This is a genomic window from Blautia sp. HCN-20427 (genome assembly GCF_037890365.1).
Taxonomy (GTDB): Bacteria; Bacillota; Clostridia; order Lachnospirales; family Lachnospiraceae; genus Blautia.
The window spans coordinates 1-23,882 of the sequence record NZ_JBBKBX010000012.1 but is presented as its reverse complement, the minus strand read 5'-3'; the positions used below and the strand labels follow the sequence as shown (position 1 = coordinate 23,882).

22 protein-coding genes and 3 pseudogenes are annotated in these 23,882 nt (G+C 42.0%); 23 read left to right on the top strand and 2 right to left on the bottom strand.

Features of this window, described 5'->3' with window-relative positions; translation table 11 throughout:
* The first annotated feature begins 14 nt into the window (after positions 1 to 14).
* The 9 genes from WKT17_RS08875 (at position 15) to WKT17_RS08835 (ending at position 8,273) form a co-directional block, all read left to right on the top strand.
* Positions 15 to 1,193, top strand: coding sequence for a glycoside hydrolase family 88 protein (locus WKT17_RS08875; protein WP_330027260.1), 1,179 nt, complete (start codon positions 15 to 17; stop codon positions 1,191 to 1,193).
* A gap of 11 nt (positions 1,194 to 1,204) precedes the next feature.
* On the top strand, positions 1,205 to 2,584 hold the full coding sequence (locus WKT17_RS08870; protein ID WP_291683736.1) for a sulfatase family protein: 1,380 nt from the start codon (positions 1,205 to 1,207) through the stop codon (positions 2,582 to 2,584).
* 70 nt (positions 2,585 to 2,654) lie between these two features.
* Positions 2,655 to 2,780, top strand: coding sequence for a sulfatase-like hydrolase/transferase (locus WKT17_RS08865; protein ID WP_330027262.1), 126 nt, complete (start codon positions 2,655 to 2,657; stop codon positions 2,778 to 2,780).
* Positions 2,758 to 3,345, top strand: coding sequence for a sulfatase-like hydrolase/transferase (locus tag WKT17_RS08860; RefSeq protein ID WP_330027264.1), 588 nt, complete (start codon positions 2,758 to 2,760; stop codon positions 3,343 to 3,345). The genes WKT17_RS08865 and WKT17_RS08860 overlap by 23 nt, the downstream gene beginning before the upstream one ends.
* Complete coding sequence (locus tag WKT17_RS08855) at positions 3,321 to 3,539, top strand: sulfatase-like hydrolase/transferase (protein ID WP_226853760.1); 219 nt, start codon at positions 3,321 to 3,323, stop codon at positions 3,537 to 3,539. The genes WKT17_RS08860 and WKT17_RS08855 overlap by 25 nt, the downstream gene beginning before the upstream one ends.
* 22 nt (positions 3,540 to 3,561) lie before the next feature.
* On the top strand, positions 3,562 to 3,861 hold the full coding sequence (locus tag WKT17_RS08850) for a hypothetical protein (RefSeq protein ID WP_226853758.1): 300 nt from the start codon (positions 3,562 to 3,564) through the stop codon (positions 3,859 to 3,861).
* Positions 3,848 to 4,891: a DUF1611 domain-containing protein gene (locus WKT17_RS08845; protein ID WP_173750313.1), complete on the top strand. Its 1,044-nt coding sequence runs from the start codon at positions 3,848 to 3,850 to the stop codon at positions 4,889 to 4,891. Before WKT17_RS08850 ends, WKT17_RS08845 begins: the two co-directional genes overlap by 14 nt.
* Positions 4,892 to 4,935: 44 nt before the next feature.
* Complete coding sequence (locus WKT17_RS08840; protein WP_291683737.1) at positions 4,936 to 6,651, top strand: ABC transporter ATP-binding protein; 1,716 nt, start codon at positions 4,936 to 4,938, stop codon at positions 6,649 to 6,651.
* A 2-nt stretch (positions 6,652 to 6,653) separates the two neighbouring features.
* On the top strand, positions 6,654 to 8,273 hold the full coding sequence (locus WKT17_RS08835) for an ABC transporter transmembrane domain-containing protein (RefSeq protein ID WP_291683738.1): 1,620 nt from the start codon (positions 6,654 to 6,656) through the stop codon (positions 8,271 to 8,273).
* A gap of 430 nt (positions 8,274 to 8,703) precedes the next feature.
* On the opposite strand, the pseudogene WKT17_RS08830 reads toward WKT17_RS08835, so the two are convergent.
* Positions 8,704 to 9,204: pseudogene (locus tag WKT17_RS08830) on the bottom strand (transposase); the annotation flags it as partial.
* 24 nt (positions 9,205 to 9,228) lie between these two features.
* On the opposite strand from WKT17_RS08830, the pseudogene WKT17_RS08825 reads away from it, so the two are divergent.
* A pseudogene (locus tag WKT17_RS08825) lies at positions 9,229 to 9,939 on the top strand (glycoside hydrolase family 88 protein); the annotation flags it as partial.
* Between the two features lie 70 nt (positions 9,940 to 10,009).
* Here the strand turns inward: WKT17_RS08825 and WKT17_RS08820 are convergent.
* The gene (locus WKT17_RS08820; protein ID WP_340272448.1) at positions 10,010 to 11,494 is read right to left on the bottom strand and encodes a hypothetical protein; all 1,485 of its coding nucleotides are present in this window, start codon (positions 11,492 to 11,494) and stop codon (positions 10,010 to 10,012) included.
* Positions 11,495 to 11,864: 370 nt separating this feature from the next.
* Here WKT17_RS08820 and WKT17_RS08815 point away from each other — a divergent pair.
* The 13 genes and pseudogenes from WKT17_RS08815 to WKT17_RS08755 all read left to right on the top strand — a co-directional run.
* Positions 11,865 to 12,017, top strand: a pseudogene (locus tag WKT17_RS08815) (IS3-like element ISRgn1 family transposase); the annotation flags it as partial.
* Positions 12,018 to 12,121: 104 nt separating this feature from the next.
* Positions 12,122 to 13,570 carry an aminotransferase class I/II-fold pyridoxal phosphate-dependent enzyme gene (locus WKT17_RS08810; protein ID WP_291683657.1) on the top strand — a complete coding sequence of 483 codons (1,449 nt, stop codon included), beginning with the start codon at positions 12,122 to 12,124 and terminating at the stop codon, positions 13,568 to 13,570.
* On the top strand, positions 13,563 to 14,150 hold the full coding sequence (locus WKT17_RS08805) for a guanylate kinase (RefSeq protein WP_340272445.1): 588 nt from the start codon (positions 13,563 to 13,565) through the stop codon (positions 14,148 to 14,150). Before WKT17_RS08810 ends, WKT17_RS08805 begins: the two co-directional genes overlap by 8 nt.
* A gap of 78 nt (positions 14,151 to 14,228) precedes the next feature.
* Complete coding sequence (holB, locus tag WKT17_RS08800; protein WP_291683656.1) at positions 14,229 to 15,218, top strand: DNA polymerase III subunit delta'; 990 nt, start codon at positions 14,229 to 14,231, stop codon at positions 15,216 to 15,218.
* Positions 15,219 to 15,220: 2 nt separating this feature from the next.
* Complete coding sequence (locus WKT17_RS08795) at positions 15,221 to 16,105, top strand: PSP1 domain-containing protein (RefSeq protein ID WP_173749374.1); 885 nt, start codon at positions 15,221 to 15,223, stop codon at positions 16,103 to 16,105.
* A 30-nt stretch (positions 16,106 to 16,135) separates the two neighbouring features.
* On the top strand, positions 16,136 to 16,888 hold the full coding sequence (locus tag WKT17_RS08790; protein WP_173749375.1) for a tRNA1(Val) (adenine(37)-N6)-methyltransferase: 753 nt from the start codon (positions 16,136 to 16,138) through the stop codon (positions 16,886 to 16,888).
* The gene (gene rsmI / locus WKT17_RS08785) at positions 16,885 to 17,727 is read left to right on the top strand and encodes a 16S rRNA (cytidine(1402)-2'-O)-methyltransferase (protein ID WP_173749376.1); all 843 of its coding nucleotides are present in this window, start codon (positions 16,885 to 16,887) and stop codon (positions 17,725 to 17,727) included. Before WKT17_RS08790 ends, rsmI begins: the two co-directional genes overlap by 4 nt.
* A gap of 28 nt (positions 17,728 to 17,755) precedes the next feature.
* Positions 17,756 to 18,988 carry a CapA family protein gene (locus WKT17_RS08780; RefSeq protein WP_291683655.1) on the top strand — a complete coding sequence of 411 codons (1,233 nt, stop codon included), beginning with the start codon at positions 17,756 to 17,758 and terminating at the stop codon, positions 18,986 to 18,988.
* A 50-nt stretch (positions 18,989 to 19,038) separates the two neighbouring features.
* The gene (locus tag WKT17_RS08775) at positions 19,039 to 19,653 is read left to right on the top strand and encodes a nucleoside recognition domain-containing protein (protein WP_173749378.1); all 615 of its coding nucleotides are present in this window, start codon (positions 19,039 to 19,041) and stop codon (positions 19,651 to 19,653) included.
* Positions 19,654 to 19,757: 104 nt separating this feature from the next.
* Positions 19,758 to 20,744 (top strand): ABC transporter substrate-binding protein, encoded by a 987-nt coding sequence (locus tag WKT17_RS08770; protein WP_173749379.1) that lies wholly within the window; start codon positions 19,758 to 19,760, stop codon positions 20,742 to 20,744.
* 22 nt (positions 20,745 to 20,766) lie between these two features.
* Positions 20,767 to 21,708, top strand: a complete 942-nt coding sequence (locus WKT17_RS08765; protein ID WP_173749380.1) for an ABC transporter permease — start codon at positions 20,767 to 20,769, stop codon at positions 21,706 to 21,708.
* 8 nt (positions 21,709 to 21,716) lie between these two features.
* The gene (locus tag WKT17_RS08760) at positions 21,717 to 22,511 is read left to right on the top strand and encodes an ABC transporter ATP-binding protein (protein ID WP_173749453.1); all 795 of its coding nucleotides are present in this window, start codon (positions 21,717 to 21,719) and stop codon (positions 22,509 to 22,511) included.
* A 67-nt stretch (positions 22,512 to 22,578) separates the two neighbouring features.
* A partial coding sequence (locus WKT17_RS08755; protein WP_340272439.1) for an MATE family efflux transporter occupies positions 22,579 to 23,882 on the top strand: 1,304 nt, incomplete at its 3' end.

The following is a 23,882-nucleotide window of genomic DNA, read 5'->3' as shown; positions in this document are numbered from 1 at the left end:
AAGAGGAGAAAATTATGGCACAGACATTTGAAAACCTTGAAAAATATCAAGGGTGTAGTCAGGAGTTGATTGAACAGGCAGTTCGTCAGGCAACAGATATTGTAAAAGGAAATTTAAAAGATTTTACAGATTTTTTTCAGTCACCAAATACGAAGCAGGGATTTTATTGGCAGACAGAAAATGCAGAATGGACCACAGGATTTTGGACCGGTGTTGTATGGCTGGCTTATGAGCTTACAAACGATGAGGAATTTAAGAAAACAGGGGAAATTCATGTAAACAGCTTTTTAAATCGTATTCAGAAAAAAATTGATGTGAATAATCACGATATGGGATTTCTGTATAGTCTTTCCTGTGTTGCGGCATATAAACTTTGCGGAAACGAAAAGGGAAAAGAGGCTGCAATATTGGCAGCCGATCACTTGCTTACCAGATACAGAGAAAACGGAGAGTTTATTCAGGCATGGGGAAATGTAGGAGATCCAAAGGATTATCGTCTTATCATTGACTGTCTGTTAAATCTTCCCTTATTATACTGGGCAACAGAAGTTACAGGAAATCCGGAATATGCTGAAAAAGCCTGCAAGCATATTCATACGGCAATGCAGTGTGTGTTAAGGGAAGACCATTCCACTTATCATACCTATTATATTAATCCGGAAACAGGAAAACCTTCCTATGGCGTAACCCATCAGGGAAATCGAAACGGTTCTGCATGGGCAAGAGGACAGGCATGGGGCGTATACGGTGTTGCGTTAAGCTATCGCTATCAGCAAAATCCGGAGTACATTCAGATGTTCCGTGATGTAACCGATTACTTTATCGAACACTTACCGGAAGACTTAATTCCATATTGGGATTTTGACTTTGACACAGGAAGCACAGAGCCAAGAGACTCCTCTTCCTCCGCCATTGTTATCTGCGGTATTTACGAAATGCTTCCGTATCTGGAAAAAGAGGAAGCAGAGAAATATGGCATGGCAGCAGATAAAATGCTGTGTGCTTTAATTGAAAAATGTGCGGTAAAATCTAAGGAACAGTCTAACGGTCTTCTGCTGCACGGCACTTATGCCAGAAGCTCCGAAGAAAACACCTGCAAGGACAGAGGTGTGGACGAGTGTAACACATGGGGTGATTACTTCTATTTAGAAGCCCTCCGAAGAAGATGTGGAGCATGGAACCCTTACTGGTAAGGAGGAAAATCATGAAGAAAAGACCAAATTTATTATATGTTTTTCTGGATCAGTGGAGATATCAGGCAATGGGGTATGCAAAATCAGATGAAGTGTGTACGCCACACATGGACAGCTTTGCAAGGGAAAGCTTAGATTGCACCGAAGCGGTCAGTACCTTTCCACTTTGTTCTCCCCATCGTGCGTCTTTGCTTACGGGAAAATATCCTTTTAGTGTAGGAATGTGGACCAACTGTAAAATAGGATTGAGTGAAGTCTTAATGTTAAAACCGCAGGAAACCTGTATTGGAAATGTATTAAAGGATACAGGCTACCATACAGGTTACATTGGAAAATGGCATTTAGATGCTTCCGAACAGAACTTTGAGAAAAATCCGGTTTCCGGAGCAAGTCATTGGGATGCTTATACACCGCCGGGAGAAAGAAGACAAGGCTTTGATTATTGGCTGTCTTATGGTGCTTGTGATGAACATTTGAACCCTCATTACTGGGCAGATACACCGGAACAGATTAAACCGGGCTGCTGGTCGCCGGAATTTGAGACAGATAAGGCATTGGAATATATGGAAGAAAAGAAAAATCAGGCAGAGCCCTTTGCATTGTTTGTATCTTACAATCCACCTCATCTTCCGCATGAATTGGTGCCGGATAAATATTATGAACAGTACAAAGATATTCCGGTGCATTTCAGAGAAAACGTGCCCGAGGAAAAACGGACACCAGAGCTGGAAACCATTACCAGACAGTATTTTGCAGCAGTTACCGGTGTAGATGAACAGTTTGGAAGGCTTTTAGAGTTTTTGAAAGAAAATGGAATGGAAGAAGATACGATAGTGGTACTTTCTGCAGATCATGGAGAAATGTTAGGTTCACATGGACACATGGGTAAAAATGTGTGGTATGAGGAGTCCATACATATTCCGTTGTATATTCGTCAGAAAGGGCGCCTGACTCCTGCAAAATACAAGGAACTGGTAGCAAGTCCCGACCACATGCCTACACTTTTAGGACTTCTGGATATTCCTGTGCCGGATACCTGTCAAGGATTTAATCATGCACCGGGAATACTGGGACAGGAAAGTGATGCGCCGCAAGATGCGTTTTTATGTTCTTATCCGGGAATGCCGGAAATGGTAGCAGCCTTTGAAAAACAAGGGCTGAACAGTAAGTGTTATGGGTGGAGAGGTATTCGGACACATATACATACTTTTGTAATAAATAATGGATATAAACCGGGAGAAAAACAGGTGAAAATGTTGTATAACAATGAAGAAGATCCTTATCAGCAAAATCCCATTATGATTACGGAGCTGAACGAGGAGCTTGCAGCAGATTATGAAAAAGATCTGCGAGAATATTTGGATATGCAGCAAGATCCATTTCTTATGTAAAAGCGAGAGGCTGTTGCTTAGGCAATAGTCTCTGCTTGTATCAACGTATTTGACGATCAGGAGGAAGATTATGAAAAGACGACAGGTTATTTTTATTATGACAGATACCCAGCGTACGGATATGTTGGGGTGTTACGGAAATTCTGCAATGCTTACACCAAATCTGGACAGACTTGCGGCAGAGGGGATACGATAAAGCCTATACCACACAGCCTGTATGCCAGCCCGCAAGGTCTGCAATCTTTACAAGAAGTTATCCTCATTCCTGTGCAAGCTGGTCAAATTGTATGGGACTTTCCGATAATGTACAGAGCATTGGACAGCGACTAAGTGATGCAGGTGTTCATACCGCTTATGTAGGAAAGTGGCATCTTGATGGTGGAGATTACTTTGGACTTGGAAGATGTCCAAAGGGGTGGGATGAGGATTACTGGTATGATATGAAGTGCTTTTTAGATGAGCTTACGCCGGAGGAAAGATACCGTATTCGTCAGATAGAAAGTATTGAAAAATATAATATCACAGAAGATATGACCTACGGACATCGCTGTGCAGATAGAGCAGTGGATTTTATTGAAAAACACAAAGACGAAGATTATTTTCTGGTTATGTCTTTAGATGAGCCTCACGGTCCTCATATCTGTCCGAAAAAATATGTGGATTTGTATAAAGACTACGAGATTCCTGTGAAAGAAAATATGAAGGATATATTGGAAGATAAGCCGGACACCATAGAATATGGGCAGGAAGTGAATATTTAAAGGCGTGTAGAGAGGATTTTAAACTTAGCCCAAAAGAATTTTTAGGTTGTAATACTTTTGCAGATTATGAAATTGGAAGGGTTCTTGATGCGGCAGCGCAGTATGAGGAAGAACCGATTATTATTTATACCTCTGATCATGGGGATATGATGTACGGACATTCTCTTACAGGCAAAGGACCTGCTTTATTATGAAGAAATTACACATATTCCACTGATGATTAAAGGATTTGGAAAAGGCGTGGATAAAAATCCGGTTTCTCATATCCATTTAGTGCCTACGATTTTTGATATGTTTGGCGTGCCAATTCCTAAGATGTTTGAAGGAAGAAGTATCTTCGAGGAAGTAAAAAATCCGGAAGTAAGATGCAATGACTATGTATTTATGGAATTCGGACGTTATGAAGTAGATCATGACGGATTTGGAGGTTACCAGCCCCTTAGAGGCGCTTTTGACGGAAGATATAAGATGGTAATCAACCTTATGACCAGCGATGAGCTGTATGCTAAAGTTTGAAATTCAGATAGTTGCCGATTGCAAAGAAACAGGGCTAGTCGGAAAAAATGTCGGAAAAAATGGAATTGATTTTTGGGTTCAAAATATTGATAAAGTTGACTGGACATTGTCTTTTGATACAGTAATATTGGGTCATACGAAAATATTAAGCCAATTAGTTGGAAGAGATTGGATTAGAGAAATATTTTTTAAATGTCTCAAATGGAAGAAAAACTTATTTTCATATGATGATTTATCGGATTATAGAGAAGAAATTCAAGAAATGAAAAAAAATGGGCTGAAAGTATACTGGAGTTCTTTGGTATCAGAAGTAGATAAAGAGCATTATATGAATAAGTTATTTCAGTTGAGTGTTCCCACTGTTGCTGTAGTGGGAACAGGTTCTAAACAAGGAAAATTTACTTTACAATTACAATTTAAAAATTTCATGGAGAAATTAGGATATAAAGTGGGATTTTTATCTAGTGAACCAAATGGGGAATTGTTTGGAGCGCATAAGGTTATTCCATTTGGCTATGGTTCTGCAGAAAATATACATGAAAAAGAATTTATTATGGCAGTAAATTATGCTTTGCATGAAATAGAATTGAAAAATCGACCAGATTTATTACTTATGGGTTCACAGTCACATACAGTTCCTTTAAGTATGGGAAATTTGGGATTTTATCCGGTGTATCAACATGGATTTATTTTAGCGGGTGATCCTGATGCATTTATTTTATGCGTTGGACCAGATGATGATATAACTTATATTCAAAGAACGATTAGATATCTTGATTCAGTAGTGTATGGTAAAACATTAGCACTGGTATTATTTCCATTTCGTAATGAAGCACCATCTTCCACGTTAGTAACACATTTGACTCGGATTACAGAAGATGAGGCAATTAAAAAAATAGAAAATATTAGAAAAGAGAGTTTATTGCCGGTATATTGTCCTAACATTTTCGATAAAGATATTGAAAAATTGTGTGAAGAAATTATTGTTTTTTTAAATGTTATGTTTGGTAGGAACTTTAGCGGAGGCTAAATGAAAAAAATTAAAGTTATATTTAAAAGAAGGAAAAGGATAAGATGATGAAACAAGTTATTAAAGATTGGAAGCCAATTTATAAAATAGCAGAAGTATCAGGAGTTTTTCTTGGTGGAATTATGCTGGTACTTATATTTAGAGGTGGGTTTGATGTAATGGAATCGTGGCTGCTGCGTATGCTTATAGATGCTGCAAAAGAAAATCAAGCCATCATAGGCATGTGTATATTTTTGGTTTGTTTGATTTTAGCAGAAGGCATCATGGGAATTATATCCGGAATGTGGATTGGAAGGACTGTAATAAAAGGAAGAAAAAATATTCAGGTGCATTTAATGAATAAATTACTGGATTGTCCTCATAGTACTCTTTCAGATATGGGAACAGGAGAAATTTTGACACGTTTGCAAACAGATAGCCGCCAATGTGTGGAAAGTATTCGATACTTTTTACAGACGGTGGTGTATGGGGGAATTCTTTTCATTTGGCCAATTATTATCTGCTTTTTTATAAGCTGGCAATTAACTCTTTTAAGCCTCCTTATGGTTCCGCTTATTTTTGTTTGTGCAAAAAAATTCAGTGTCAAGATTGGTGCTGCGTCGGAAGAATTACAAAATAAAGAGGGAAAAGCAAATAAAATATTTCAGGAATGTGTTTGGCAGATACCGACAACAAAAGCATATTCTGCCCAACAAGAATGGAATGGTTATTTAAATCAAACATTTTGTGAATTATATCGGGCAAAAAATAAAAAAGTGTTTTCTCAGTTAGTTTATGAGCCGTTTTTAAATATTATTCAGATACTTCCTCAAATTTTAATTATAGCAGTGGGCGGTTGTTTGCTTATACAGCATAAAGTTACAGTAGGAGATTTGTTGCTGTTTACTATTTTTTTAGGCTATATTACAAATGGAATGATGGGAATTCCACAATGGTTGGCACAGTATCGACAATTTTCAGGACACAGAAAAAGAATTTTTGAAATTCTGCAAACTCCATTTTTTCCGGGGAAAGAAGTGGAAAAGGAAGAAAAGCCGGATATTATTTTAAACAGTATGGAGTTTATGTATGCTAATAGAAAATTCGGGATAAGTGATATTTCAGTAGAAATCGAAAAAGGAATGCATGTTGCCATTGTAGGAGAAAGTGGATGCGGTAAAACAACACTGTTGAAAATCATTGCCGGTTTAAATAGACCGCAAAAAGGAGAAGCATTTGTATTGGGCTATGATTTATTTCAATGCCGGCCGGAACAACTGTATTGTCATTTAGCATTAGTGTTGCAGGACACGTATTTGTTTCCGGGAACAATCAGAGAAAATCTGATTGCCGGAAACAGGAATATTTCTTTGGAGCAATTAGAAAATGCATGTAAAAAAGCTAAGATATGGGAATGGATTTGCAAGCTTCCGAAAGGACTTGATACAACTCTTTCGGAGTTCTCCAGTAATATTTCAGGAGGACAAAAGCAGCGAATTGGTATTGCAAGGGCAATTTTGCGTAAAGCAGATGTATGGCTTATAGATGAACCTACCAGCTCTTTAGATTATCAGACTGCTCAGGATATTTTAAATAATCTTAGGGATATTACCCGTACATATACGACGGTTACAGTTACTCATGATATGAGCAATATGTCAGAGTATGATTTTATTTTAGTTATGGAAGATGGAAAATTGGTGCAAACAGGAACCCACTTTGAATTGTTGAAAAAAGAAGGTGTTTATGCAAAACTCTATGAAAAGGAGAGAAATGAATAGAAATGGGGAAAATACAGTTATTTGAAAAAAAACACAAGCTGGCGTTGGGGTGTGGATATGTTCTCTATCCATTAGCAAAATGTGGCTCTACCTTACTTTTGGCATCTTTATTTAGCCAAGTGTTTGCCCTTATTACAAATTCCAAAAACCAAAGACAGTTTCTTAGTTTAGTAGCGATAAATCTTCTTTTGGTGGCAGGCTGCATTTTTTTGATGGTTATTTCCAAGTGTATTATTCAAATTTTTTTGAATAAAGCAACTATAGGATTGAAAAAAAATTATGTGACTCATTTGCAAAATATGTCATTAAAAGAATTGCAGGGACAGCATAGTGGACATTGGCTGTCAATTTTAGAAAAAGATATTCAAAAAGTAGAAACATTTTTGGGAACGACAATGATACAGTCTGTTTTGCCCATTGTCATAGGTGGAGTTTGTATTATTTCTATTTTTTTGAAAACATGGCAAATTGGTATGGTAGTTTTAATATTGTCGGTGTCTTCTCAGATAGTAAATAAGTATTATGGAAAAAAACATCGGTATTATCAACAGACAATTGCAGAAGAGGAAGAAAAAATACAGGAATGCGAAACGGATTGTATTGCAGGAGAGGAAACAATTCGTGTATATCAATTAAAAAGCTTTGTATTAGACAAGGTAGAAAAATTATTTTGTAAAGTAAATGAAAAAGAAGATAAATATCTAGAACAAAGAACGCTACATTATTTTATTAGCGGAATTTTAGGAAGCTTAACAATGCTGACACCGATTGCTTATGGCATGTTGCTTGTTTCCAAAGGGGAGTATGAGATTTCAGAAATTATGTATAGTGTTCAGCTTTGTGGAAATGTGGGTTGGTTTTTGGGAAGTATTGCTTCTTCTATAGAAGAAATCAGTAAATACAAGGTTTCTTATAATCGCATCAAACACGTAATAGAAACAGAAGAAGATCAAGTCTGCTTTGTAGAGGAAAAAGAGAAAGGCTACGTGCTAAAAGCAGAAAAGTGGTCAGTGGGATATGGTGATGTAAAAGTTATAAATGAGATTAATTTTCAGGCAGAGAAAGGAAAATACATTGTTATAGCAGGGGAATCAGGAAAAGGCAAGAGTACTTTGCTAAAAGGGATTAAAGGGCTTTTGAAGTCAACAGGAAAGTTGTCATGTAATTTTGAAAATGGAAAATCCGAAGGAGTATTTAACAGTGAAATGATTTATGTCCCTCAAAACGTTGAGCTGTTTGAGGAGTCCTTTTTAAATGTTCTTACATATTGGAAAGAAATACCAATGGAAGAAGTAGAGTTATGTTGTAAAAGATGCTGTATTCACGATTTTATTCAAAAGCAACCGAAGGGGTATGAAACAATGATAAGAGAACGAGGAAGTAACCTTTCAGGCGGACAAAGGCAGAGGCTTGCTATTGCAAGAGCATTGCTTAAAAAGCCTCAAGTATTGTTGTTAGACGAGGCAACTTCTGCTTTAGATGAGAAAACGGAAAGACAGCTTTTTAAGAATATAAGGGAAGCTTATCCACAGATGACAATATTATCTGTTACTCATAGGCTGGGAGAAATGGAAAATGCAGATGAAGTTTGGAAGATGGGAGATAATGTAAAACGTATATAATAGAAATCAATATGTAATGTATGTATATAGGGAGATACTGGCAGAATATAAACTTGCCAGATGTATAGATGCCGTGTGCTTTTCAAAATGGCATATCATAGGGGTGAGTGGCCGTGATTATTTCCATCCAGATATTGTGGAGAATGGTAATATAATAATACACATAAAATTCCCGAAAACTTTATGAAAAATGTAAAAAAGTAATAAAATATGAAAAAAGTACAAGAAAAAATACGCTCATATATAGATAGTAATAGAAATAGATAAATAATCCCGAATTATTCATGAGCATATAAAAATGCTTGATACTACAAAACCTTGAACCAGTTCCCCTGAAATCAATCGAATTATCCACAAAAATGGGCAGACTTTCCCCTTGACATCCGATTGAATTGGGTTATTTTGAACTGTCAAGGTACGTTAATAGCTGCTATTCCAACTGTACCGTCAGCTGCCGGATATTCTCCAGTGTTCTGTAGAATTCCTTTTTATAAGGACAACTGCTGCATAGTTTGAATGTGATATATCTTGCTGAACAGACTGCTCTTGCAGCAATCTTTATCAGCTTTAAACGAATGGTATCCACCTGTTGCTTTCGCATATTTGCAGGAAGTACCAGTCGTCTGAACCAATTGAATACGTTGTACGCAAGCATGTGGATTCGCATTCGGTTGGCGTTTACTGTTTTGGAATGACTACTGACGGCAGCAAAATCAAATCCACTTTTGCCTTCCTTGATAAAGTTTTCCATCTTGCCACGGCCACAGTAAAACTGGATGATCTGATAGGGTTCCATATCCATGCTTGTAACAATAAAGGTGTACATATGTGTCAACTGACCGTATGGTTTTTCGATTTTAAAAACCACACGTCTGGGATATTCCCATGTACCAGCCTGATACATGAACTCACCATAAGTTACCGCATAACGGATCTGATCCTCTTTGGTTGTGAAAGTGAAAAGGGAAAGGAGGCTGCTATATTGGCAGCTGACCATCTGCTCACCAGATACAGAGAAAACGGAGAGTTTATTCAGGCATGGGGAAATGTAGGAGATTCAAAGGATTACCGTCTTATTATTGACTGTCTGTTAAATCTTCCTTTCTTATACTGGGCAACAGAGGTTACAGGAAATCCGGAATATGCAGAAAAAGCATGCAAGCATATTCATACAGCAATGCAGTGTGTGTTAAGAGAAGATCATTCTACTTATCATACATACTATATTGACCCGGAAACAGGAAAACCTTCCTATGGCGTAACCCATCAGGGAAATCGAAACGGTTCTGCATGGGCAAGAGGACAGGCATGGGGCGTTTATGGCATTGCTTTGAGCTATCGCTATCAGCAGAATCAGGAATATATTCAGATGTTCCGTGATGTAACAGAGTATTTTATTGAACATCTACCACAAGATTTGATTCCCTATTGGGACTTTGACTTTGATACAGGAAGTACAGAGCCCAGAGATTCTTCCTCATCAGCTATTGTAATTTGTGGCATTTATGAGATGATTCCGTATCTGGAAAAAGAAGAAGCAGAGAAATATGGTATGGCAGCAGATAAGATGTTGTGTGCTTTAATCGAAAAATGTGCAGTAAAATCAATAGAAGAATCCAATGGACTTCTCTTACACGGCACTTATGCAAGAAACTCTGAGAAAAATGGACATAAATATTGGACATAGTGGGAACTATGCCTTGAAAAATCTTATGGTGTCGTTTAAGATATCATTATTAGGCGGCGAATCCTAATAATGATTTTTGAAATGCCTCGACTGATGGCATTTCCCAGGCATCAAGATGTTGGAGCATCATGATGCCGTAGAGGCGGCAGTACCACATCTTCGTAGAGCGGTGCCTGCCGTCTTCTAATTTATAGTCCTCTTTCTCACGCTTGTTGGAGCGTTCCACGGAAGTCCTTCCGTCATATTCCCTTTTCCATGCTGTACTGTCTCTTGGCGGTATGTTAAATAATCTTGGATTATCTGCGGTAAAAATGTGTACGGCTCGACCGTATTTTGCCGGAGAACAAGGATGTTCACAGAAACACCCCTGTTTTCGGTTCGCTTTTGGATACCGGTATTTTGCACGGTGTTTTGCAGCTTCATATCCATCTTTATGCATACGTAAGCCCATCTTACAGATTGGAACACCGTCCTCATCAATAGTGAAATCGTCCTTATAAGTGAAATGTCCGGTATGTCCGGGATTGAGGTCGATAAAGGGAGTGGTATTTTCCTGTCTGCAGTATTCATAGACAGCGTAAGCATCATGGGCGGAATCCAAAAGGAGCTTCTCAATACGGAATTCCGGGAGATATGCTTTCATAGTGAAGAATGAGTGCAGAAAAGAAAGCATGTCATGCCGGGAAGCACGCTCTAAAAGAGGGAATACAGGAAGGTCACTATGGGAATCGGAGGCCACATACATGTAGAGGTGGTAACCGAAGAAATAACATTCCCGATGGGAGTCCCATCCCCAGCTACAATCCGGCTGGGAATAATGACGTTTGCAATTACAGGAAGAGCAGCCATTTTCCTTGCAATCGCAGATCCGTTTTTTCCGCTGCTGGGCGGCGGTGCGGACAGGAGTCCCGTCACCGGCAAGAGCCAGATGTTTCGTGTCAATAAGTCCCTTCGAGCAGGAAACGGACAGGAACTGCTGGTGATAAAGCCGGAAGATGAGAAAGAATGGATTTTCTGGTTTGAGCTGCCAGCGTTCCAGTAAAGGAAGAAGTCTGGATGCAGTACTGGAAGAATCACAGGGAGTCTTATCCCCTTTCTTTTTCCCCTTTGGCGGCTTCACTTTAGGGAAACGGTCTTTTGGTGAAAGGTTGTCTTCGTCATCCTGCCAGATGCGGGAAAAGAAATCATAAAAGGTCCCGACACCGGGAGTATCCCCGAAAGAAAATCCGCTGAGGATTGCATAAAGAGGAGTTTCCCTGAGCATGCGGCACCAGACCGTGATGGAAGTCACTTTCAATTTTAAAGCAAGCAGATAAGAACGCAGCATACAGGAAGGGAGTCTTGGTTCCGGTTCAAAGATGGAGTAACATTCCTGCATGATGGAATCCGTCATAGAAAGATCCAGATACCAAAACGGTACGATATAATCCCAGGTACTCTTAGGAAGGGAAAAAGGGTCGGGATAAAATTTAAGAAGCTCGGATACAAAAGTATCCTGATAGGCGGAGTGTCCGCCGATATTAACAGGTAACATAAAAATCGCCTCCAGTCGATTGAAATAAACTATAATCAATCGGCTTCGCCGCAAATTTTTGATGATTTGTCAAGCGTTTTTGTAAAAAAAGTGGGTGATTTTTTGAAACAGGGGTCTGGAAGCCTTGTAAAATCAGGGCTGAAGATTCCGAGAAGTTATTATAAAAATCAGGAGGTTGTTGCTTAAGCAATGACCTCCGTTTTTAGTATCATGACGAAGATTAAGAAAAAGAAGAAAAAAGGTACAAGAATAAAGAAGATTCTTATCAGCAAAATCCGGTGATGATTACAGAGTTGGACGAGGAGCTTGCAGCAGGCTGTGAAAGGAGTCTGAGGGAATATTTAGATATGCTGCAGGAGCAACTTTTATATGGTGTACAGATTTTACATATATCTGGCTGGCAAACGGGAAAATGCGCTATAACTGCTCTATTATTGACCTGTATGACCGAAGTGTAGTTGCGACTGCTAACTTAGATTACATAAATGCTGAACTTGCAAAAACAATATTGGAAAAAGCATTAAGCGTGGAAAACGCTGCCCTATTTATAGAAAAGAATATGGAATTTGTGCGTCCTCTCATGTTATGATAGAAAAAAATACATTTACGAAAAACGGAGTCACGCACATGAACTATCTTGATAAATCCCTGTACGAATACAGCCGTACAGACTTCTACCCTTTCCACATGCCGGGGCACAAGCGCCAGGTACAAAATGAATCCCTGCGCAATCCCTACGCTGTGGACATCACGGAAATTACAGACTTTGACAATCTGCACCATGCCGAGGGCATTATAAAAGAAAATCAGGATTTGGCGGCAGAGTTATATCACGCAGAGAAATCCTGGTTTTTAATCAATGGCAGTACGGCTGGGATTCTGGCGGCTGTTTCGGCCTGTACTTCCCGGAACGGGAAGCTTCTGATGGCGCGCAACTGTCACAAAGCTGTGTACCATGCCGCCTATCTGCGGGGACTGGAAACCGTGTATTTATACCCATCTTATGAACCATTTTGTGGATTAAACGGCGGAATCAGCCCTGCAGATGTGGAAAAAGCATTGGAAGAAAATCCAGACACAGAAGCGGTTATGATTACTTCACCTACTTACGACGGTGTGGTATCTGATATTGAAAAAATTGCAGAAATTGTCCACAGACATGGAATCCCGCTGCTTGTAGATGAAGCTCATGGCGCGCACTTTGCCTTTCACCCTGCATTTCCTGTATCTGCGCTGGAACTGGGGGCCGATGTGGTGATTCATAGTTTACATAAAACATTGCCCGCCATGACGCAGACTGCACTTCTTCACAAAAAGGGAGGACGGGTGTCAGAGGAAAAACTGGAAGAATTTTTGGACATCTACGAAACCAGCAGTCCATCTTATATACTTATGGGAGGAATTTCCTACTGTCTGCGCTATGTGAAAGAACAGGGGCAGGAACAGTTTGGACAATTTTGGGAGTATCTGCAGGAATGCCGCAAAGCACTGGGCAAATTACGGGTACTGCGATTGATAGGAAAAGAATTGACAGAACAGAAAGATATTTTTGATTTTGATTGTTCTAAAATTGTCATTTCTACAGCAGGGGCAGACATAGACGGTCCGGGACTCCATGAACTTCTGCGTAAGCGGTATCACCTGGAAATGGAAATGGAGGCAGAACAGTATATCCTGGCGCTCACCAGCGTGGCAGACAGCCGGGAAGGCTTTCAAAGACTCACAAAGGCTCTTCTGGAAATTGACAGGGGGCTGGCAGAGAAACATGCACCGGAGGGCTTTTGCTTTATAGAGAGCTGTCAGCAGGTGCACAACGAGCGGGTGTATCCTGTCTGGAAAGCCATGGAAAGCCCTTGCCGAAAAGTTCCTTTAGAGGAAAGCATAGGGAAAATTTCTGCGGAATATGTCTATCTCTATCCGCCGGGAATCCCGCTTTTGGTGCCGGGAGAGCGAATCAGTCCGGAATTTTTCAGACATATGGAAGAATTAAAGCTACAGGGATTGACTTTGCAGGGAATGAAAGATTACAGCCAGAATTCGATTTACATTGTGGAAGAAAGGAAAAATAATGGGTAAAATTTTTTATATTATGGGAAAAAGTTCCTCTGGAAAAGATACGATTTACAGCCGGCTTTTGGAGGATAGTCAGCTGGGGCTTTCCAGAATTGTTTTATATACCACCAGACCCATGCGGGAGGGGGAACAGGAAGGCCGGGAGTACCATTTTACGGATGAGGCCTGTTTTGAGAAATTGCAGGAACAGGAAAAAGTCATTGAATCCCGCACCTATCAGACCGTATATGGACCCTGGACGTACTTTACAGCAGATGACGGAACGCTGGAACTTGCAGAAAACAGTTATCTGGGCATCGGCACGCTGGAATCCTATGAGGGGATGAAGAAATATTACGGAGAAGAAAGCGTAGTGCCTGTGTATGTGGAGGTGGAGGACGGAGAACGCCTGCGCCGGGCCATTCGCAGGGAAGAATTGCAGAAAATACCTAAATATGAAGAGATGTGCCGGCGTTTTCTGGCTGATGCGGATGATTTCAGCGAGGAAAAACTGCAGCAGGCGGGAATCTCAAAAAGATTCCTGAATATAGAATTGGAGAATTGTATAAAAGAAATTAAAAACAGTATACAAAAGTTGCAGTAGACGGAAAATATATGCTATAATGTGCTATAAACAAAGATAAGAAATCCTTCGGGATTACGGGAATTGAGGTGAATTGCAATGCAGGAAATAGAAAAAGTATTGGGACACGAAGAAGTAATTAAACATTTGCAGAATGCAGCGGCTATGGATAAAGTTTCCCATTCCTATATTTTTGCAGGAGAGAAGGGAAGCGGCAAAAAGCTGCTGGCAAAATTATTTGCTATGACATTGCAGTGTGAAAAACATGGGAAGGAACCATGTCTGCAGTGCAGTTCCTGTAAGAAAGCGATGAACCGGAACCACCCGGATATTATTTATGTAAGCCATGAAAAACCCAACTCCATTGGAATTGAGGATATCCGGGAACAGCTCATTGCAGATGTGGACATTAAGCCTTATACAGGGCCTTATAAGGTTTACATCGTAGATGAGGCGGAAAAATTGACGGTACAGGCGCAGAATGCCCTTTTGAAAACCATTGAAGAGCCGCCGGTATATGCAGTCATTATGCTTCTGGTCAATAATGGCGCAACGTTGCTTCCGACCATTGCCTCCAGATGTGTAACATTGAATTTTAAGCCCGTCCGGGATGAGGTGATTAAGAAATACCTTATGGAAGAGCTTCATGTGCCGGATTATCAGGCAGAAGTCAGTGTGGCTTTCGCCCAGGGAAATGTGGGAAGAGCAAAGCAGATTGCAACGGCAGAGGACTTTGCGGAAATGATGGAAGCAGCTTTTCGAATCCTGAAAAAAGGAAAAGATATGGAAGTCTATGAAATGGTAGACGCCATAAAGCTGCTGTCGGAACAGAAGCACACAGTTTATGAATACCTGGATTTGTTCCTGGTGTGGTTCCGGGATGTGCTGATGTTTAAAGCAACCAATCAGATAGACGGACTGGTTTTCAGGCAGGAATACAATGATATTAAAAGCCGCGCAGACGTCAGCTCCTATGAAGGGCTGGAAACCATTATCAAGGCCATTGAGACTGCCAAACAGCGTCTGCAGGCCAACGTGAATTTTGACTTAACCATGGAACTTCTGTTCCTTACAATCAGGGAGAACTAATCATGACAAGAGTAATTGGAGTAAGATTCCGCAATGTGGGTAAAATCTATTATTTTTCCCCTAAAAATCTGGAAATCAAATCCGGAGACCATGTAATTGTGGAAACGGCAAGAGGTGTGGAATACGGCAGTGTGGTGCTGGCACCTCGGGATGTAGAAGATGAAAAGGTGGTGCAGCCTTTAAAAGAGGTTATCCGCATTGCCAATACCCAGGATGACAAAAAGGAAGAAACCAATCGGAAAAAGGAAAAGGAAGCTTTTCGTATCTGTCTGAAAAAAATCAGAGAACACAGCCTGAATATGAAACTGATAGATGTGGAATACACCTTTGATAACAACAAAATTCTGTTTTATTTCACGGCAGACGGAAGAATTGACTTCCGTGAGCTGGTAAAGGATTTGGCGTCTATTTTTAAGACCCGAATCGAACTTCGTCAGATTGGTGTTCGGGATGAGACGAAAATTCTGGGAGGAATCGGAATTTGCGGACGTCCTCTTTGCTGCCATACTTACCTGTCAGAATTTGTCCCCGTGTCCATTAAAATGGCAAAGGAGCAGAATCTTTCCTTAAATCCGACGAAAATTTCCGGTGTCTGCGGACGTCTGATGTGCTGTCTGAAAAATGAGGAAGAAACTTACGAGGAACTGAACAAAAAGCTGCCGAATACAGGCGACCGGGTAACCACCTCTGACGGATTAAAAGGTGAGGTACAGAGCGTCAATGTGTTAAGACAGCTGGTAAAAGTTATTGTAGACGTGGAAGATGAGAAAGAAATCCGGGAATATCCGGCTTCTGAACTGAAATTCAAAGCCAGACAGAAACGGGAAAAAATCCGCCTGTCAGACGAAGAGATGAAGGCGCTCAAAGAGCTGGAAAGAGATAAATAAGAGAAAGAAAAGAGACAGAGAGGAAATTTCATGGAAGAGAAGAGTTTGCTTCTGGAACATGAAAGACTGGACGACCTGCAAAACGGATACATGCTGATACAAAATCCGAAGCAGTTCTGCTTTGGGATAGATGCCGTGCTGCTCTCCTGGTTTGCCTGCGTGAAACCGGGAGAGGAAGTGCTGGATATGGGGACGGGCACTGGAATCGTCCCCGTTTTATTAAAGGCAAGGTATCCCCAGGGGCATTTTACCGGTCTGGAAATACAGGAAGAAAGCGCAGACGTAGCCAGAAGAAGTGTACAGTACAATCACCTGGAAAAAGACATTACGATTACAACAGGAGACATTAAAGAGGCCGCGTCGATTTACGGAGGGGCTTTTTTTGATGTGGTAACAACCAATCCGCCTTATATGGTGGGCAGTCATGGGCTGACTGGAGAAAATCAGGCCAAAGTCATTGCCCGGCATGAAACTTTGTGTAACCTGGAAGACATTGTCAGCCAGGCGGCAAAAGTATTAAAACCAAGGGGCAGATTTTATATGGTGCATCGTCCCTTCCGGCTGGCGGAAATATTTTCCGTAATGGTGCAGTATGGCATTGAGCCTAAGCGCATGCGGCTGGTACACCCCTATGTGGACAAAGAGCCCAACCTGGTGCTGGTGGAAGGTATGCGGGGCGGCAAGTCCAGAATTACAGTGGAAAAGCCCTTGATTGTATATGAGAAACCAGGCGTTTATACCCGTGAGGTATTGGATATTTACGGACAGGAGACGAAAAAATGAGCGGAAAATTATACCTGTGTGCAACCCCCATCGGCAACCTGGAGGACATTACTTACCGGGTGCTGCGGACGCTGAAAGAGGTGGATTTGATTGCCGCAGAAGACACCAGAAACAGCATTAAGCTTCTGAATCATTTTGAGATTAAAACCCCTATGACCAGCTATCATGAGTACAATAAGTTTGACAAGGGGCGGTATTTGATTCAGCTGATGGAGGAAGGCAAAAACATTGCCCTGATTACAGATGCCGGAACACCGGGAATTTCAGACCCGGGAGAAGAGCTGGTGGCCATGTGCTATGAAGCAGGTCTTGAGGTGACTTCTCTTCCCGGCGCGGCGGCCTGCATTACGGCGCTGACCCTTTCCGGGCTGCCTACCAGAAGGTTTTCCTTTGAAGCTTTTCTGCCTTCTGATAAGAAGGAGAGAAGTTTTATTTTGGAATCCCTGAAAGCGGAAACCAGAACCCTGATTCTTTATGAGGCACCTCACAGATTAATAAAGACCCTGGAGGAACTTTACGAAGCACTGGGAGAGCGGAGAATTTCCGTATGCAGGGAGTTGACGAAGAAGCACGAAAGTGTCTTTCGGGGAACTCTTTCAGAGGCCGTCAGCTGGTATGGTGAGCATGCTCCAAAAGGAGAATGTGTGCTGGTGCTGGAGGGACGCAAAAAAGAAGAACTGGAAGAAGAAGAACGGCGCAGATGGGAGGACATGACACTGGAAGAGCATATGGATCTCTATCTGAACCAGGGAACTGAGAAAAAAGAAGCGATGAAAAAGGTTGCAAAAGACAGGGGAATCCGTAAGCGAGACGTTTATCAGGCGCTTTTAAAAGACTGAAATCTGTATTTTGAAGTGGGAAAAGCATATGAATGAAAGAGATAAAGAATACGAAAAACGATTAAGAGAAAGAGAGCGAAGACGCCAGCAGCGGCGCAAAGAAGTTTTAAAACAGAGAATTCTTCTGGGAACCGTGGGAGGGCTTCTGGCGGTGATTCTGGTCACAGCGGCGGTGTCAGGAGCAAAGAAAGCTTCTAAGGCTGCAAAGGAACAGCAGAAGAAAGCAGAAGCTGTTCAAAAGGCAGAAGAAAAGGCGAAAAAAGCGGAAGAGGCCAAGAAAGACCAGGATGCGGTGTTTACAATCAGTGCAGCAGGGGACTGTACTCTTGGTACGGACGAAAATTTCGACTATGAAACAGGCTTTACGGGAAAATATGATGCGGTACAGGACCCGTCCTATTTCTTCAAAGAGGTAAAATCTATTTTTGAAGCGGATGATTTAACTATTGTAAACATGGAGGGAACGCTGACAGAGGAGGAAACCCGTGCAGATAAGCTGTATGCTTTTAAAGCCTCTCCGGAATATGCAAAAATTCTTACAGAGGGTGATGTGGAAACCGTAAATCTTGCAAACAATCACACCTACGATTACGGGGAAAAAAGTTATACGGATACCATAGCAGCTCTGGACGCAGAGGGAATTATTTCCTTTGGAAATGACAGGACTGCTATCATAGAAATTCAGGGGATTAAGGTAGGACTTCTGGGAACTTACGAACTGCGGGACCACATGGGCTGTGAGCAGGAGATGAAAGACAATATTGCCAATCTGAAGGAACAGGGGGCGCAGTTGATTATTGCAACGTTCCACTGGGGGGAAGAGCGGGAGAATATTCCCAACGAAACCCAGGTAGCCCTGGCTCATTCTGCCATTGACAATGGAGCGGATTTAGTGCTGGGACATCACCCCCATGTACTGCAGGGAATTGAAGAATACAAAGGGAAAAATATAGTGTACAGCCTAGGAAACTTCTGCTTTGGCGGAAATTCAGGACCCGCGGATATGGATACCATGATTTTCCAGCAGACTTTTACCTTTGTAGACGGAGAACTGCAGGAAGACAATGTGAAGAATATTATTCCGTGTAAGATTTCATCTGCTTACACAGAAGGATATAACAACTATCAGCCGCTGCCTGTAGAGGGCGAAGTGAAGGAAGCAATTTTCACAAGGATACAGGAGTACAGCCAGGCTGTGGGAACAGAACTTGATGTGACCGGAATGGGAATGAAAGAAGATACTTCTTCAAAAGACGAATAGAATACAGAATATTTTCATAAGCTGATACAAAAGAATTTCCTGGAGGTTTTATGCTGGATATACTCTGGGCTGTAATGCTTCTTACAGGAATTTTGTACGGTGCGCTTACCGGAAATATGAACCAAGTGACGGACGCTGCTCTTTCCTCTGCGAAAGAGGCAGTGTCCCTTTGTATTACTATGGCAGGAATTGTGGCTATGTGGGTAGGTGTTATGCAGATTGCCAGAACTTCGGGACTGGTGGATAAAATGACAAAAGGCATGCAGCCGCTTCTGGCTTTTTTGTTTCCGCGGATACCCGGGGAACACAGAGCCATGGAATTTATTTCTGCCAATATGATAGCCAATTTTCTGGGACTTGGGTGGGCGGCAACACCTTTTGGGCTGAAAGCCATGGAAGAACTGGGGAAACTGGAGGAAGAAAGAAGACAGGGAAAGGCCTTGGGAACGGTCAGAGAAAGCGGTATGGCCAGCAATGAGATGTGTACGTTTTTGATATTGAACATATCATCTTTGCAGCTGATTCCTGTGAATATTATTGCCTACAGAAGTCAGTATGGGAGTGTGAATCCTACAGCCATCGTGGGGCCGGCCATTGTAGCGACCTTGGTGAGTACGGCGGTGGCAGTGGTGTTTTGTAAGGGAATGGAAAGAAGAAAGCATTGACGTATGGCAAGACAGGGTGTATAATGACTCCATTACAGCTTTGCTACGTTGAAGTGTAACGGTTTTATTTGATAAAGTATCGAGGCGACAAGGAGGAAAAAAAAATGAAACGAAAGAAGTTATTAGCCCTTACAATGACAGCAGCAATGGGAATGTCCATGGCAGCCTGCGGAGGAGAATCAGATTCCGCAGAAAGCAGCGGAGACGTCTATAAAATCGGAATCTGCCAACAGCTTGAGCATGATGCTTTAGACCAGGCAACCCAGGGGTTTGAGGATGCCTGCAAAGAAAAATTTGGTGAGGACAAGGTAGAATTTGACAAGCAGAATGCCCAGGGCGAGCAGGCTATGTGCAGCACCATTATCAATAATTTTGTCTCTTCGGATGTGGATTTGATTCTTGCCAATGCGACTCTGCCTTTGCAGACTGCAGCACAGGCTACCGCAGATATCCCGATTCTGGGAACTTCCATTACCGATTATGCGTCTGCTCTGGGCGTCGACCCGGAGGACTGGACAGGTGCTACCGGCGTAAATATTTCAGGAACCAGTGATTTAGCACCTATTGACAAGCAGGAAGATATGCTTCTGGAACTGGTACCGGATGTGAAACAAGTGGGTATTTTGTACTGTTCAGCAGAAGTAAATTCTGAATATCAGGCGAAGATGTTTGCAGAAGAACTGAAAAAAGACGGCATTTCCTATAAAGAATATACGGCGGCCGATTCTAATGAAATCCAGTCCGTTGTCACCAATGCGGTGAGCGAGTGCGATGTGCTTTACGTTCCGACAGACAACACCATGGCGAATAACACAGAAATTATCAATAATGTCTGCCTTCCGGCAAAAGTTCCGGTCATTGCAGGCGAACAGGGAATCTGTGCAGGATGCGGCATAGCTACCTTATCCATCAGCTATTATGATATCGGCTACAAGGCAGGGGAAATGGCATATGAGATTCTGGCTGAAGGAGCGGATATTACCACAATGGAAATTGAAACCGCACCGGAAGTAACGAAAATGTATAATCCGGCTATTTGTGAGGCATTAGGAATCAAAGTGCCGGAAGGATACGAAGCAATCGCGGAATAAGAGAAGAAAGGATACAGGAGATATGATAACAGGTTATTTGGCATTAGATCCGATGGCTTTGCTGCGGGCGCTTCCGGGAAACGTGGCGCAGGGGCTGATATGGGGAATTATGGCATTGGGAGTATATATCACTTTCCGAATTTTGGACTTTGCGGATTTAACTGTAGATGGTTCGCTGGCAACGGGAGGTGCGGTGGCGGTTATGTTGATTCAGAGCGGCATGCACCCGGCTGTTTCTCTGGTGTTTGCATTCCTGGCAGGCATGGCGGCGGGATTTGTCACAGGGTTTCTGCATACGGCGCTGGGAATCCCCGGAATTCTGGCAAGTATTCTCACACAAATTTCCCTGTATTCTGTGAATTTGGGGATTATGGGAAAGGCAAACCAGAGTATTGGACTGACCCAGAGAAATCTGGTGGCTTCTTCCAGATATGTGACAGCAGATGACAGTGTTTTCTTTTTTGTGAAACTGGTGGCAGGATGTCTGATTCTGGTAGCAGTTGTGTACTGGCTTTTCGGTACGGAACTGGGCTCTTCTATCAGAGCTACGGGCTGTAATCCGCAGATGGCAAGGGCACAGGGCATTAATACAAACTTCACAAAGGTGATTGCACTGATGATTTCCAATGGACTGGTGGGTCTGTGCGGCGGTATCTATGCGCAGTATCAGGGTTCTGCAGACGTCAATGCAGGCCGTGGCGCTATCGTTATCGGTCTTGCAGCCGTGATTATCAGTGAAGTTATTTTTGCAAAACTGTGTGCCGGTAAGAAAATTGCATTTGCCTATACGCTGGCGGCTGTGTTTGTAGGCGCGATACTCTATTTTGTCGCTTATACACTGGTATTATGGCTGGGTGTAAAATCGGATTATATGAAGCTGTTTTCCGCTTTTGTAGTGGCTGTTTTCCTGGCGATTCCTTATCTGAAAGGGAAATATGCAGGGAAGAAGAGGAGGACAAAATAATGGGATACATGCTGGAAATTCAAAATGTACATAAAACTTTTAATCTGGGAACCATTAACGAGAAAATCGCTTTAAACGGTGTAAATTTAAATCTGAATCCAGGCGATTTTGTAACCATTATCGGCGGAAACGGAGCCGGAAAATCCACGACACTGAATGCCATTGCAGGTGTCTGGCCTATTGATGAGGGAAATATCATTGTAGACGGGGTGGATTTGACAAGACTTTCCGAACACAAGAGAGCCGTACATCTGGGAAGAGTCTTTCAGGACCCTATGATTGGCACAGCGGCTACCATGTCTATTGAAGAAAACATGGCCATTGCAGCCAGAAGGGGGGAACACCGGGGATTTCGGTGGGGAATTTCAAAAAAAGAGCGTGAGCAGTATAAAGAGCAGTTAAAAGAGCTGAATCTGGGACTGGAAGAGAGACTGAGCAGCAAAGTGGGACTGCTTTCCGGCGGTCAGAGACAGGCCATTACACTTCTGATGGCGGCTATGAAAAAGCCGAAACTACTGCTTTTAGATGAACATACAGCTGCCCTTGATCCCAAAACCGCGGCAAAGGTACTGGAGATTTCCGATAAAATTATCGAGGAAAATCAACTGACGGCTATGATGGTTACACATAATATGAAAGACGCCATTGCGCACGGAAACCGTCTGATTATGATGCACGAAGGACGGGTCATTTATGATGTGTCAGGAGAAGAAAAGAAAAAACTTCATGTTTCCGACCTTCTGGCAAAATTTGAGGAAGCCAGCGGAGGAGAATTTGCCAATGACAGAATGATGTTGGCATAAGACTTGAAAAACTCCCTTTCTTTGGGTATACTGTTGTATCAGAATGAACCAAAGGAAGGGAGTTTTTATGGAAACAAATGAATTTCTGGAGAAGCCCGTGAAGGGCTTATTTTATCGTTATCTGGTTCCTTCTATTATTGGAACTATGGTAACGTCTATTTATGTTCTGGCGGACACTATTATCATAGGAAAAGGGCTGGGAAGTGTGGCTATGGCTGCGCTGAATATCGCTTTGCCTATTTACAATATTTTCTTTGGCATTGGTCTGCTCTTTGGCGTGGGTGGTTCTGTGCTGATGTCAGTGTACCGGGGAAGGAACCTGAAGAAAGAGGCAGATGCCTACTATACAGCCGCCTTTTTTATGAATATTCTGGTGTGGCTGGTCTGTCTTGTGCTGTGCACGGTTTTTATGGAGGATTTGGCCTGGATGCTGGGCGGAACAGAGGAAACCATGCCTTACATTATGGATTACATTCCGTACATTATCTGGGGTATGGGCGGATACTTTCTTTCTGCCTTTTTGCAGACGGTTATCCGAAATGACGGTGCGCCGAAGCTGGCCATGAATGCAGTAATCGCAGGTGGTGTGACGAATATTATTTTAGATTATGTTTTTGTATTCCCTATGCAGATGGGAATGGCAGGAGCAGCCATAGCGACCGTCATTGGCTCCTGGCTTACCGTGGCGATTTTGTTTGTGCACTTCTTTACGAAGAAGAATCAGCTGAAGTTTAATTTCAAAGGAATCCGTCCCGCATTTATAAAAGAAATTGTGGTGAATGGATTTGCCAGCTTTTTGATTGAAGTTTCTGCGGGAATTACGATTTTCATTTTCAATCTGCAGCTTTTGAACTATGTGGGAAATATAGGAGTCACCGTGTTCGGCATTATCTGTAATGTTTCTATTGTGATTATGGGTCTGTGCAAAGGTGTGAACCAGGCGGCCCAGCCGATTATTTCCATGAATCATGGGGCCGGTAAGAGAGAAAGGACACAGGAGGTCCGGGGACTGGCTATGAGGAATTCTCTGCTTATCTGTGCTGTGCCGGTGCTTGTGGGATTGATTGTACCTAATTTTTATACATACATTTTCCTCAACCCGGATAAAGACATTCTGTCACTTTCCGCAGAGGCGGTAAGAATATACTTTGTAGGATTTATTTTCCTGGCTGTGAATATGGTGTATATTTCCTATTTCCAGTCCGTGGTGAAAAATATGTATTCCCTGATTATCTGTTTGCTGAGAGGATGTATTTTCGTCATTCTCTTCGTGTATTTGCTGCCGGTGTTTCTGGATGTGTCTGGTATATGGCTGGCTTTCCCGGCGGCGGAACTGCTTACCATGTTTGTGGGAAGCAGAATGATGAAAAA